This window comes from Duganella sp. SG902, assembly GCF_013376005.1.
Taxonomy (GTDB): domain Bacteria; phylum Pseudomonadota; class Gammaproteobacteria; order Burkholderiales; family Burkholderiaceae_D; genus Rugamonas.
In genome coordinates this window covers 289827-302765 of record NZ_JABMJK010000007.1, presented here as the reverse complement: position 1 = coordinate 302765, position 12939 = coordinate 289827, and the positions used below count along the sequence as shown (strand labels likewise).

Annotated in this window: 9 protein-coding genes and 4 tRNA genes; 1 reads left to right on the top strand and 12 read right to left on the bottom strand. The window is 60.4% G+C overall.

Going from position 1 to position 12939, the window contains the following annotated elements:
- From FHW83_RS17530 to FHW83_RS17475, 12 genes are all read right to left on the bottom strand, one after another.
- Positions 1–200: hypothetical protein (locus tag FHW83_RS17530; RefSeq protein WP_176647618.1), on the bottom strand; the 200-nt coding region annotated here is incomplete at its 3' end.
- 169 nt (positions 201–369) lie between these two features.
- Positions 370–446: transfer RNA gene (locus FHW83_RS17525), tRNA-Asp, on the bottom strand.
- A gap of 29 nt (positions 447–475) precedes the next feature.
- Positions 476–552 (bottom strand) — tRNA-Asp (locus FHW83_RS17520).
- Positions 553–610: 58 nt separating this feature from the next.
- Positions 611–686: transfer RNA gene (locus FHW83_RS17515), tRNA-Val, on the bottom strand.
- A gap of 49 nt (positions 687–735) precedes the next feature.
- Positions 736–1008: an HU family DNA-binding protein gene (locus FHW83_RS17510; RefSeq protein WP_155461497.1), complete on the bottom strand. Its 273-nt coding sequence runs from the start codon at positions 1006–1008 to the stop codon at positions 736–738.
- A gap of 184 nt (positions 1009–1192) precedes the next feature.
- Positions 1193–3604, bottom strand: a complete 2412-nt coding sequence (gene lon / locus FHW83_RS17505; RefSeq protein WP_176647617.1) for an endopeptidase La — start codon at positions 3602–3604, stop codon at positions 1193–1195.
- A gap of 277 nt (positions 3605–3881) precedes the next feature.
- Positions 3882–5150 carry an ATP-dependent Clp protease ATP-binding subunit ClpX gene (clpX, locus tag FHW83_RS17500; RefSeq protein ID WP_176647616.1) on the bottom strand — a complete coding sequence of 423 codons (1269 nt, stop codon included), beginning with the start codon at positions 5148–5150 and terminating at the stop codon, positions 3882–3884.
- A gap of 151 nt (positions 5151–5301) precedes the next feature.
- Positions 5302–5919, bottom strand: a complete 618-nt coding sequence (clpP, locus tag FHW83_RS17495) for an ATP-dependent Clp endopeptidase proteolytic subunit ClpP (protein ID WP_371866049.1) — start codon at positions 5917–5919, stop codon at positions 5302–5304.
- Between the two features lie 157 nt (positions 5920–6076).
- Positions 6077–7417, bottom strand: a complete 1341-nt coding sequence (gene tig, locus FHW83_RS17490; RefSeq protein ID WP_176647615.1) for a trigger factor — start codon at positions 7415–7417, stop codon at positions 6077–6079.
- A 34-nt stretch (positions 7418–7451) separates the two neighbouring features.
- Positions 7452–7538, bottom strand: a tRNA-Leu gene (locus tag FHW83_RS17485).
- 171 nt (positions 7539–7709) lie between these two features.
- Entirely contained in the window at positions 7710–10799 is a 3090-nt protein-coding gene (locus tag FHW83_RS17480; RefSeq protein ID WP_176647614.1) for an efflux RND transporter permease subunit, read from the bottom strand.
- Positions 10796–11884: an efflux RND transporter periplasmic adaptor subunit gene (locus FHW83_RS17475; protein ID WP_176647613.1), complete on the bottom strand. Its 1089-nt coding sequence runs from the start codon at positions 11882–11884 to the stop codon at positions 10796–10798. The genes FHW83_RS17480 and FHW83_RS17475 overlap by 4 nt, the downstream gene beginning before the upstream one ends.
- Before the next feature lie 182 nt (positions 11885–12066).
- Here FHW83_RS17475 and hpnC point away from each other — a divergent pair, with 182 nt between their 5' ends.
- Positions 12067–12909, top strand: a complete 843-nt coding sequence (hpnC, locus tag FHW83_RS17470; protein ID WP_176647612.1) for a squalene synthase HpnC — start codon at positions 12067–12069, stop codon at positions 12907–12909.
- The last annotated feature ends 30 nt before the right edge of the window (positions 12910–12939 follow it).

Here is a 12939-nt window from a genome sequence, read left to right as displayed (position 1 = left end):
GACGCGTTGGTGGACAACACGATGATGTCGCGCGGCCCCACGCCCTGCACGCTGTCGTCCGCCGCGAACGCCTCGACCAGCAAACCGCCCGCGCCCAGGTCTGCGCTATCGCCGTCGTCCAGCGTCAATTCGTATAAACGGGTGGCGCTCGAAAACTGCGCCAAGGCGGAAACGACCCGTTCGATCAATGCGGCTGCCATGAAACTCGGATATTAACAATAATACAAACACTATACTCAGCCACGCATTTCCATGGCGCACGGTTCGTTTTATTCGGACAGGCGTGGCCAGACATACTCACGGCGTTAATCCGACGCTGAAAAAGAAAAACCCCGCAGCTTAATTAAAAGCTGCGGGGTATCTTTATTCTGGCGGAGCGGACGGGGCTCGAACCCGCGACCCCCGGCGTGACAGGCCGGTATTCTAACCAACTGAACTACCGCTCCTAAACGGTATTACGTCGCTTGATATTTGTTGGCGGAGCGGACGGGGCTCGAACCCGCGACCCCCGGCGTGACAGGCCGGTATTCTAACCAACTGAACTACCGCTCCAGCTGAATATCAAGGTGCTACATACTACATTAAAACTTAATTTCTGGCAAATGTTTTTTGGTGGGCGGTGAGAGGCTCGAACTCCCGACCTAAGCCTTGTAAGGGCTCCGCTCTACCAACTGAGCTAACCGCCCATTTGCCTGAATGAGCAGCTTTGTTGCCGCTGCTGCTCACCGAAGTCCGTTAGTTTACAGCATCTTTCAAAGCTTTACCAGCTTTAAATTTAGGAACTTTCGCTGCGTCGATAACGATCTCTTCTTTGGTGCGCGGATTGCGGCCGGTGCGGGCGGCGCGTTCGCTCACGGAGAAGGTACCAAAGCCGACCAGGGTGACGCTGTCGTTTTTCTGCAGGCTGGTGGTCACGCCGTCGATGACCGCGTCCAGGGCGCGAGCAGCAGCCGCTTTCGAAATATCAGCGGTGGTGGCGATATGGTCGATCAATTCAGTCTTATTCAAAGCAATTCCCCGTCACAAAGGTTATATCGTTGTTTCCGCTTTAAAAACGGAAACAGAAAAATTTCAGGCCGTATTAAACAAGCCAGCCCACCCCGGTGTCAAGGCTGCACAATAGAAAAATAAGTAAAAATAAGAAAACAGGCGCTATATAAGCGCCTGTTTTAAAGGTATTACAGATAAAAACTTAGTGTTTTACTACGTCACCCTGGCCATCGGCCTTGGTCGCGGCGGCGGCCACGGCTTCCACCGGCGCCGTTTCCGCCAGCGGTTCGGGCTGGCGTTCCAGGGCGATCTCCAGCACTTTGTCGATCCAACGCACTGGCACGATTTCCAGCTTGTTTTTGACATTGTCCGGAATGTCGGCCAGATCCTTGACGTTCTGCTCGGGGATCAGCACGGTCTTGATGCCACCGCGCTGGGCCGCCAGCAGTTTCTCCTTCAAGCCGCCGATCGGCAATACTTCGCCGCGCAGCGTGATCTCGCCGGTCATCGCCACGTCGGCGCGCACCGGGATGCCGGTGAACACCGACACCATCGCCACCGTCATGGCGGCGCCGGCGGACGGACCGTCCTTCGGCGTCGCGCCTTCTGGCACGTGGATGTGGATGTCGCTCTTTTCAAACACTTCGTTCTTGATGCCGAGTCGCTGCGCGCGGCTGCGCACCACGGTGCGGGCTGCCTCGATCGACTCCTTCATCACGTCGCCCAGCGTGCCGGTGCGGATCACACCGCCCTTGCCCGGCATCGACACGGCCTCGATGGTCAGCAGATCGCCGCCCACCTCGGTCCATGCCAGGCCGACCACCTGGCCGATCTGGTTTTCCTTCTCGGCCACGCCGAAGTCGTAGCGGCGCACGCCTAGGAACTTGTCCAGGTTTTTCGGCGTGACCGTGACCTTCTTCTCCGACTTCTTCAGCAGCAGCATCTTCACCACCTTGCGGCAGATCTTCGACACTTCGCGTTCCAGCGAACGTACGCCGGCCTCACGGGTGTAGTAGCGCACGATGTCGCGGATGGTCGCTTCGCTGACGGCGATCTCGTCCTCCTTCAGACCATTGTTCTTGATCTGTTTCGGCAGCAGATAGCGCTGGGCGATGCTGGTCTTCTCGTCCTCGGTGTAGCCCGACAGGCGGATGACTTCCATCCGGTCCAGCAGCGCCGGCGGAATGTTGAACGAGTTCGAGGTCGCCACGAACATCACATCCGACAGGTCGAAGTCGACCTCGATGTAGTGGTCCGAGAAGGTGTGGTTCTGTTCAGGATCCAGCACCTCCAGCAGGGCCGACGATGGATCGCCGCGGAAGTCCGCGCCCATCTTGTCGATCTCGTCGAGCAGGAACAGCGGGTTGCGCACGCCGACCTTGGCCAGCGATTGCAGCACCTTGCCCGGCATCGAACCGATGTAGGTACGGCGGTGGCCGCGGATCTCGGCCTCGTCGCGCACGCCGCCCAGCGCCATGCGCACGAACTTGCGGTTGGTGGCGCGGGCGATCGACTGGCCCAGCGAGGTTTTACCCACGCCCGGAGGACCGACGAAGCACAGGATAGGTGCCTTCAGCTTGTCGACGCGCTGTTGCACCGCGAGGTATTCCAGGATGCGTTCCTTGACCTTCTCCAGGCCATAGTGATCGCCTTCCAGCACTTTCTCAGCGTTGGACAGGTCGTTGTTGACCTTGGATTTTTTCTTCCATGGCAGGCTGACCAGGGTGTCGATGTAGTTGCGCACCACGGTCGCCTCGGCCGACATCGGCGACATCAGCTTGAGTTTTTTCAGCTCGGCGGTGGCTTTGTCCAGCGCCTCTTTCGGCATCTTGGCCAGCGCGACCTTCTTCTCCAGCTCGTCCAGGTCGGCGCCATCCTCACCCTCGCCCAGCTCCTTCTGGATAGCCTTGACCTGTTCGTTCAGGTAGTACTCGCGCTGCGACTTCTCCATCTGGCGCTTGACGCGGCCACGGATGCGCTTCTCGACCTGCAGAATGTCCAGCTCGCCTTCGAGCTGGCCCAGCAGGTGCTCCAGGCGCTTGGCGACCGAGAAGATCTCCAGGATGACCTGCTTCTGCTCCAGCTTGAGCGGCAGGTGCGCGGCCACGGTGTCGGCCAGGCGGCCGGCGTCGTCGATGCCCGACAACGAGGCCAGGATCTCCGGTGGAATCTTTTTGTTCAGCTTGACGTACTGGTCGAACTGCTGAACGATGGCGCGGCGCATCGCTTCGATCTCCGAATCGTCGCCCAGCTCGGAATCGAGCGGCGTCAGGTCGGCCACGAAGTGCGTCGGCGTGTCGGTGATTTTGTTGATGCGCGCGCGCTGAGCGCCCTCGACCAGCACCTTCACGGTGCCGTCCGGCAGTTTCAGCATTTGCAGAATATTGGCCACGCAGCCGATCTCGTAGATATCGGAAGCAGAAGGTTCGTCCTTGGCAGCGGCTTTTTGGGCGGCAAGCATGATGCTCTTGCCTTGCTCCATCGCGGCTTCCAGCGCCTTGATCGATTTTGGGCGCCCTACGAACAGCGGTATCACCATATGCGGAAATACGACGACGTCCCGCAGCGGCAATAACGGCAGTTGAGTTTGCTCAGTTAATTTGGAAGTTGTCATGGCGTACCTTATGTGAAAGCGTGATTATGATGTGGGCGCTGTTTTGCCAAATCACAAGACCGACCTACAAGAAATAATTCCTCATATTAAAGAATGTTTTCCAACGAAGCAGTCGTGCTCTAAAAGACGGGCTAAATAAAAAAGCCACGCGCGACCGGGGTCGCGAGTGGCTTTCCGAATGAAGCCTGAATTCTTTTATTGGTTTTGATTGTACCGCCTTGCCCCACGGATGCGAAATGAATTTTGCTGTTGAGCGGGGCAAGTGTGCACAAGTTATTTAATTCTCACCAGAAGCTTTCGCCTGCTCCTGATAAATCAACAAAGGTTTAGCGCCACTGGTGATGGTATTCTCATCAATAACCACTTTGGTGACGTTGGTTTCATTCGGCAGCTCATACATGGTGTCGAGCAGCGCGTGCTCCAGAATCGAACGCAGGCCGCGCGCGCCGGTCTTGCGCGCCAGCGCTTTCTTGGCGATCGCGTGCAGCGCGGCAGGACGGATTTCCAGCTCGGCGCCTTCCATTTCCAGCAGCTTGGAGTACTGCTTGATCAGGGCGTTCTTCGGCTCGACCAGGATCTGGATCAGCGCTTCCTCGGTCAGCTCGGACAAGGTCGCCACCACCGGCAGACGGCCCACCAGCTCGGGGATCAGGCCGAACTTGATCAGGTCTTCCGGTTCCGCCTCCATCAGCACCTCGCTGACGTTGCGCTCGGACTTGCTCTTGACCGAGGCGCCGAAGCCGATGCCGGACTTCTCCGAACGGTTCTCGATCACCTTGGCCAAGCCGTCAAACGCGCCGCCGCAGATGAACATGATGTTGGTGGTGTCGATCTGCACGAAATCCTGATTCGGATGCTTGCGGCCGCCCTGTGGCGGCACCGAGGCCATGGTGCCCTCGATCAGCTTCAGCAGCGCCTGCTGCACGCCCTCGCCCGAGACGTCGCGGGTGATGGACGGGTTGTCCGATTTGCGCGAGATCTTGTCGATCTCGTCGATGTAGACGATGCCGCGTTGCGCCTTGTCCACGTCGTAGTTGCAGCTTTGCAACAGCTTCTGGATGATGTTCTCGACGTCCTCGCCCACGTAGCCGGCTTCGGTCAGCGTGGTGGCGTCGGCGATCACGAAGGGCACGTTGAGCATGCGCGCCAGCGTCTGCGCCAGCAGGGTCTTGCCGGAGCCGGTGGGGCCGACCAGCAGGATGTTGGACTTGGCCAGTTCGACGTCGTCCTTCTTGCCCAGGTGCTTGAGGCGCTTGTAGTGGTTGTACACGGCCACCGACAGGATGCGCTTGGCGGTTTGCTGGCCGATCACGTACTGGTCCAGCAAGTCCTTGATTTCATGCGGCGTCGGCAGGTCCGACTTGGCGCCCGTGACCGACTCGATGGCCGAGGTTTCGTCGCGGATGATGTCATTGCACAGGTCGATGCACTCGTCGCAGATGAACACGGACGGACCGGCGATGAGTTTCTTCACCTCGTGCTGGCTTTTGCCGCAGAACGAGCAGTACAGAAGTTTTTCGCCGCTGGAGGATTTTTTGTCTGACATGGGCAGTTATCTTTGGTTACAGGAAGCAAGTGATTCAGTGCAATGCGGGCCGGAAACTCCGCCTACATGCACATGCTACCCGAAATAAAAACGAAACGCCCGAACGATTAATCGCCCGAGCGTTTTTTCTAGCAATGCTGCAAAGGATGCATCAAGCCCGGTTGGTCAACATTTTGTCGATCAAACCGTACTCTACCGCTTCTTCCGCCGACATGAAACGGTCACGATCGGTGTCTTTGGCGATCTGTTCGACGGTTTGGCCGCTGCGCTCGGCCATGATCGAGTTCAGGCGATGACGCAGGTACAGGATTTCCTTGGCCTGGATCTCGATGTCCGAGGCCATGCCCTGCGAGCCGCCCGACGGCTGGTGAATCATGATGCGCGAGTTCGGCAGCGAGAAGCGCTTGCCCTTGGCGCCGGCGGCCAGCAGGAAGGCGCCCATGGAGGCGGCGATGCCGGTGCACAGAGTCGATACGTCAGGCTTGATGAACTGCATGGTATCGTAGATCGCCAGGCCGGCCGAGACCGAGCCACCCGGGGAGTTGATGTACAGCGAGATGTCCTTGTCTGGATTTTCGCTCTCCAGGAACAGCAGCTGGGCGACCACCAGATTGGCCATCTGGTCGTTGACCGGACCGACCATGAAGATAATACGTTCCTTGAGCAGACGCGAGTAGATGTCGTAAGAGCGCTCGCCGCGACCGCTTTGTTCCACCACCATCGGCACCAGGCCGAGCATTTCGGTGTCCAACGCCGGATTTCGGTTCATACCAGTCATTCTATTTCCTTGTGAAGCAGCCGGTTTAGAAACGTACCACCATCGTCGTCCCGGCGCAGGCCGGGACCCATGGAACGCATGCTCGGCATGGGTTCCGGCTTTCGCCGGAACGACGGTGTGGCGCCGTCTTGATTCTAACCTAACTGAATTACGCTTGTGCGTTGCTTCCCATCAGCTCGTCAAAGGCGATAACCTTGGACGTAGTCTTCGACAGGCCCAGGACATAGTTGACGACGTTTTCTTCCAATACAAGGGCCTCGACTTCCGCCAGACGACGACGATCGCTGTAGTAGTACTTCAGCACTTCGCGCGGGTCTTCGTAGCTTTGGGCGAAGTCTTCGATCTGCGCTTTGACTTGCTCAGGCTGGGCTTGCAGGTTGTTCTCGCCCACCAGTTGCGACAGGATCAGGCCCAGGCGCACGCGACGCTCGGCTTTTTCCGCGAACAGTTCTGGTGGGAATGGCACGTCCTTGACGTTCATGCCGCGCTGGGCCATGTCCTGGCGGGTCATTTCGGCCAGACGCTCGGTGTCCTGGGCGATCAGCGATTTCGGCACGTCCAGGGTGGCGGTCTTGACCAGGGTTTCCATCACGGCTTCCTTGTTGCGTGCTTTCACGCGGCCGGCGACTTCACGCTCCAGGTTGACCTTGATGTCTTCGCGCATTTTGGCGACGTCGCCATCGGCCACGCCCAGCGACTTGGCGAATTCCGCGTCCACTTCCGGCAGGTGCGCCCATTCCAGCTTCTTCAGGGTGATGGTGAACGAAGCGGTTTTACCGGCTACGTCCTTGCCATGGTAGTCCTCTGGGAACGACAGCGGGAAGGTCTTGGACTCGCCCACTTTCAGGCCGACGGTGGCGGCTTCGAATTCCGGCAGCATGCGGCCTTCGCCCAGCACGAACGGGTAGTCTTCGGCTTTACCGCCTGGGAATTCCACGCCGTCGATCGAGCCGACGAAGTCCACGGTCACGCGGTCGCCGTTGGCGGCCACTGGCTCGCCGCCGTCGCCGTGCTCGCCGGCTTCGCCTTTGGTGTGGAAGTGCACGCGCTGTTTGCGCAGGATTTCGATGGTCTTGTCGATTTCGGCGTCGGTCACTTCAGCCTTGACGGTTTCGATTTCGACGGTGGTCAGGTCGCCGATTTCGACTTCCGGGTACACTTCGAAGGTCGCGTCGAAAGTCAGCACGCCGGCTGGCGATTCCTGCTTAGGTTCGATGTTCGGGTAGCCAGCTACGCGCAGCTGGGCTTCGTTTGCGGCGTCGTTGAAAGCGCGGCCAACTTTATCATTCAGCACTTCGGTTTCGATTTGATAACCGTATTGTGCTGCGACCATTTTCAGAGGAACTTTGCCCGGACGGAAGCCTGGTGCCTTAGCCGTTTTGGCTTGCACTTTCAGGCGCTTCTCAACTTCAGCGCGGACTTCGGTCAGCGGGAAGGAGATCGTGATACGACGTTCGAGTTTGCCCAAGGTTTCGACTGCAGTTGCCATGTTAAAAAATCGTCCAAAAAATAAGAAATACAGTTGGTGCGAGGAGGGGGACTCGAACCCCCACACCATTGCTGGCGTCAGGACCTAAACCTGGTGCGTCTACCAATTTCGCCATCCTCGCGGCTTGTTTGCACAAAAGCAAAGGGCGACCTGTAAGTGAAAAAGGGTCGCCCTCTTCCTGCATGATGGCAGGAGCTTTCAACTTCAACACGGCATTCTAACGTTTTTTTCGCGGAATGGTGACGATTTTTACTATGTCGCCAACATTCCGCTGTTTTTTGCCGTTTTTTGCCTAGTTAAGAGGCTTTTTCACTCTGAACCAGGCCGCATACAGCGCTGGCAGGAACAACAAAGTCAGTGCCGTCGCCAGGATCAGGCCGCCCATGATGGCCACCGCCATCGGTCCCCAGAATACAGAGCGCGACAGCGGGATCATCGCCAGCGCGGCGGCGGCGGCCGTCAGGATGATCGGGCGGCAGCGGCGCACCGCGGATTCGACGATGGCGGTCCAGGCGTCGTGGCCGGCCTTGATGTCCTGCTCGATCTGGTCGACCAGGATCACCGAGTTACGGATGATCATGCCGAACAGCGCGATGATGCCGAGGTTGGCCACAAAGCCCAGCGGCCGGCCCAGCACCAGCAGCGCCATCGCCGCCCCCGCCACGCCCAGCGGCCCGGTCAGGAACACCAGCAGCGAACGCGAGAAGCTGTGCAGCTGCAGCATCAGCAGCGTGAAGATCAGGAAGATCGCCAGCGGCAGGTTGGCCGCGATCGACGCTTCCGCCGCGCCGCTGTCCGAGGCCGCGCCCTTCACCGTGATGGCGTAGCCGGCCGGCAGCGCGTCGCGCAGCGCCTTCAGCTGCGGTTCGATCTGGCTGGAGACGGTCGGCCCCTGGATATTATCGGCCACGTCCGACTGCACGGTGATCGCCCAGTCGCGCCCTTCGCGCCACACCACGCCAGGCTCCCACACGAAATGCGCCCGCGCCAGCTGGCTGATCGGCACCGACTTGCCGCTGGCGGTCGGGATATTCGTGTCGTTCAGCACGGCGATGGTGTTGCGCTCCTCGATCGGCTGGCGGATCTGGATATCGATCAGCTTGATGCCTTCGCGGAACTGGCCGATGGCCGTGCCGGACAGGATGGTGTTGGCCGCGCGCATCACCGTTTGCGAGGTCACGCCCAGCGCGCGCATCTTGTCCTGGTCCAGGTCGAGACGCAGCACCTTGATCGATTCATTCCAGTTGTCATTGACGCCGAGCGTGTTCGGGTTGGCGCGCATGATGTCCTTCACCTGGTCGGCGATCGCGCGCACCTTGTCCACCTCGGTGCCGGTGACGCGGAACTGCACCGGATACGGCACCGGCGGCCCGTTCGGCAGCAGCTTGACGCGCCCGCGCACTTCCGGGAAATCATGCTTGAAGATGTCGACAATTTTGTCGCGCAGCACGGCGCGGGCGTGCAAATCCTTCGGCAGCACAACGATTTGCGACACGTTCGTCTGCGGGAAAATCTGGTCCAGCGGCAGGTAGAAACGCGGCGAGCCAGTGCCCACGTAGCTGGTCACGCTGACCACGCCCTCCTGCTTGCGGATGAAGGCCTCGAACTTCTTCACCTGCGCCTCGTTGGCGGCAAAGGTCGTGCCCTCCGGCGTCCACATTTCCACCATCAGCTCGGGACGGCTGGAATCCGGGAAGAATTGCTTTTCGATGAACTTGAAGCCATACACACCCAGCGCGAACACCGCCAGCGTGGCGCCGATGGTGATCCAGCGGTATTCCACGCACCAGTTGACCAGCGCGCGGAAACGGCGGAAGCCCGGCGTGTCGAACAGGTCGTGCTCGCTGCCGCCATCGGCATGCGGCTTCACCTTCAACAGCACATAGCCGAGGTAAGGCGTGAAGGTCACCGCCACCACCCACGAAATCACCAGCGCCAGCGCGTTGACCGAGAACAGCGAGAAGGTATATTCACCCGCCGCCGATTTGGCCAGGCCGATCGGCAGGAAGCCCGCCACCGTGATCAGCGTGCCGGTCAGCATCGGGATCGCGGTGGATTTGTAGGCGAAGGTGGCGGCGTCGAAACGCGACATGCCCTCCTCCATCTTGCGCACCATCATTTCCACCGCGATGATGGCGTCATCCACCAGCAGGCCCAGCGCAATGATCAGCGCGCCCAGCGAGATCTTGTGCAGATCGATCTCCAGCATGCGCATGAACAGGAAAGTCACCGACAACACCAGCGGAATACTCAAGGCCACCACCAGCCCGGGACGCACGTCCAGGCGCAGCTTGGGCTTGCTGTGCAGACCGAGCGCGACAAAGCTGACGCCCAGCACGATCAGCACCGCCTCGATCAGCGTGTGCACGAACTCGCCCACCGAGGCCTTCACCGCCTGCGGCTGGTCGGACACGCGTTCCAGCTCGATGCCGACCGGCAGCTTGGCCTTCATCTCGGCCACGGTCTTCTCCATGTGCTTGCCAAGCTGGATGATGTTGCCGCCCTTCTCCATCGACACGCCCAGGCCGATCACTTCCTTGCCATTGAAGCGCATCTTGTTGCCCGGTGGGTCCTGGTATTCGCGCTTGATGGTGGCGAAGTCGCCCAGGCGGAACGTGGTGCTGTTGGCGCGCAGTTCCAGATCCTCAAGGTCCTTCACTGTTTTCAACGCGCCGGTCACCCGCACCTGCAGATTGTCGGTCGGCGTGACCAGCACGCCGGTGGCCTCCACGGAATTCTGGGTGGCGATCTGGTTGACGATGGCCTCAAACGGAATGCCCAGCTGGGCGAATTTCTTGTGCGAGAACTCGATGTTGATCTTCTCGTCCTGCACGCCGAACAGCTCGACCTTGGACACCAACGGCACGCCCAGCAATTGCTGGCGCACGAAGTCGGCGTAGTCCTTCATCTCGGCGTAGGTGAAGCCGTCGCCGGACAGGGCGAAGATGGAGCCGTAGGTATCGCCAAACTCATCGTTGAAGAACGGGCCCTGCACGCCGGCCGGCAGCGTGCCGCGGATATCACCGATCTTCTTGCGCACCTGATACCACGACTGCGCCACTTCCTTCGGCGGCGCCGATTCGCGCAGCTTGAGGATGATGGTGGTCTCGCCCGGCTTGGAATAGCTGGAGATCTCGTCGATATCGGGCGTTTCCTGGAGTTTTTTCTCCAGCTTGTCGGTGACCTGCTCGGCCATTTGCAGCGAGGTCGCGCCCGGCCAGTTGGCGCGCACCACCATCGCGCGGAAGGTGAACGGCGGATCTTCGTCCTGCCCGAGGTTGGAATAGCTGAGTGCGCCGCCTATCAGCAGCACCGCGATCAGGTAGCGGGTCAGCGGGATGTGCTCCAGCGCCCAGCGTGAGAGATTGAATCCTTCCTTCATTTGGCGGCCTTCGGCAAGTCGTTACCGAGGATCTTGACCTTCTGGCCCGGCTTCAGCAGGTTGACGCCGGCCGTCACCACGGTCTGGCCCGGCTTGACGCCGCTGGACAGCACGATGTCGTTGCCGGCCACGCCGCCTATCGTCACCGGCACCAGCTTGACGGCGCCGTTCTCAACGACCCACACCGAGGTGGCGGATTTCTCATAGAACAAGGCGGTCAGCGGCACCTTGATCTGCGGCGCCGGCGTCTTGGAGGCGAACTGCACCACCGCCGTCATGCCCAGCTTGGCCTCGGCCAGCGAATCGGGGATCGACACCTTGACGGTGTAGGTGCGGGTGGACGGATCGGCCACCGGCGAGATTTCGCGGATCTTGCCGGCCACCGTGTTTTTGGGATCGGCCCACAGGCGCACCTGCACATCCGGAATGCGGCGCAGGGTGTCGACCTTGTCTTCCGGGATGCCGATGACGATTTCCTTCTCGCCCGACTTGGCCACATTCACCACCGGCGTGCCGGCCGCCACCACCTGGCCGATCTCGGCGTTGACGGCGGTGACCACGCCGTCCACATCGGACAGCAAGGCGGCATAGGCCGCCTGGTTGGACTGGCCGCGATAGGCCGCCTGCGACGCGTCGACGTTGGCTTGCGCGGCCTTGTAGGCGGATTCCTTGCCGTCCAGCACGGCCTGGCTGACGAAGCTCTTGCTGCGCAACTCCTGGTAGCGCAGCAGGTCGGCCTTGGCGAGGTCGCGATTGGTTTCGGCGGCGCGCAGGTTGGCCAGCGCCTGCGCCTGCGACAGCTGCAAATCCTGCGGATCCAGCTGCATCAACACCTGCCCCTTCTTGACCAGCGTGCCGACGTCGACCTTGCGGCTGACGATCTTGCCGCCGACGCGGAAGCCGAGGCGCGATTCCACGCGCGCCCGGACTTCGCCGGAAAACTCGGCGTTCACGTCAACGTCGCTGCTGACCAGCGAAATGGCCCGCACCGGGCGGATATCTTCAGTTTTCTCGGCCGGCTTGGAACAGGCGCCCAGCACGGCCAGCGCCGAGGCGGCAACCAGCACATTCTTGAGATTCAACACGACAGCTTCCTTTTAAATGACTGACAGGTTATTTATTGATTATAAGCTGAACAATGGCCTTTGGAAATGACTTTGGCGTCATTAATTTGGAGCATGGATACTTGCTCTCATTTCAAGATAGCACTACCATTACGCGCTGGAAACCAAATCTCTCACACCGGCAATTGCCGCCCCTCCCGCCTATGCCGGTCGATCACTACGAAAACTTCCCTGTCGCCTCGATTTTGCTGCCCAAACGCCTGCGCCCGGCGGTGGAGGCCATCTACGCCTTCGCCCGCAGCGCCGACGACCTGGCCGACGAGGGCGACGCCGCGCCCGAGGAAAGGCTGGCGGCGCTGAACGCCTACGAGGCGGCGCTGGCCCGCATCGAGCAAGGCGCGACCGGCCACCAGCCGATGTTCGAGCGGTTGGCGCAGGTGGTGCGGGAATATGAAATGCCGCTCAAGCCGCTGTACGACCTGCTGTCGGCCTTCAAGCAGGACGTGGTGGTGTCGCGCTACCAGACCTATGACGCGCTGCTCGACTACTGCGCCCGTTCGGCCAATCCGGTCGGCTTCATGATGCTGCATCTGTACGGCGCGGCGGATGAGGAAAATGTGCGCGACTCGGATGCGATCTGCACGGCGCTGCAACTGATCAATTTCCTGCAGGACGTGGCGATCGATCTGCACAAGGAGCGCATCTACATCCCGCTGGAAGACTTGAACCGCTACGCCATCTCACCGGCGGCGCTGGACCACCCGAGCGCGCGTCCGCGCTGGCGTTCGCTGATGCGTTTTGAAGTCGCGCGCGCGCGCCAGCTGATGCTGAGCGGCGCGCCGCTGGCCTTGCGGCTGCCCGGCCGCATCGGCTTCGAGTTGCGCATGGTGGTGCAAGGCGGCCTGCGCATCCTCGACGCGATCGAAGCCGCCGAATATGACGTCTTCCTGCACCGCCCAAAGCTGACCAGGCACGACTGGCTGGGTATTTTCTGGTCGGCCGTGCGTATGAAAAAACGCCTGCGAACCGCGCTCCGCGCCGCTTGATTTCCCTCAATTGACGCCGCAAATGCGAGG

Excerpts from the sequence above, each read along its gene's own strand:
- clpX (WP_176647616.1), bottom strand. The coding sequence starts at position 5,150 with ATGTCAGACAAAAAATCCTCCAGCGGCGAAAAACTTCTGTACTGCTCG.
- lon (WP_176647617.1), bottom strand. The coding sequence starts at position 3,604 with ATGACAACTTCCAAATTAACTGAGCAAACTCAACTGCCGTTATTGCCG.
- clpP (WP_371866049.1), bottom strand. The coding sequence starts at position 5,919 with ATGAACCGAAATCCGGCGTTGGACACCGAAATGCTCGGCCTGGTGCCG.
- hpnC (WP_176647612.1), top strand. The coding sequence starts at position 12,067 with ATGCCGGTCGATCACTACGAAAACTTCCCTGTCGCCTCGATTTTGCTG.
- FHW83_RS17480 (WP_176647614.1), bottom strand. The coding sequence starts at position 10,799 with ATGAAGGAAGGATTCAATCTCTCACGCTGGGCGCTGGAGCACATCCCG.
- tig (WP_176647615.1), bottom strand. The coding sequence starts at position 7,417 with ATGGCAACTGCAGTCGAAACCTTGGGCAAACTCGAACGTCGTATCACG.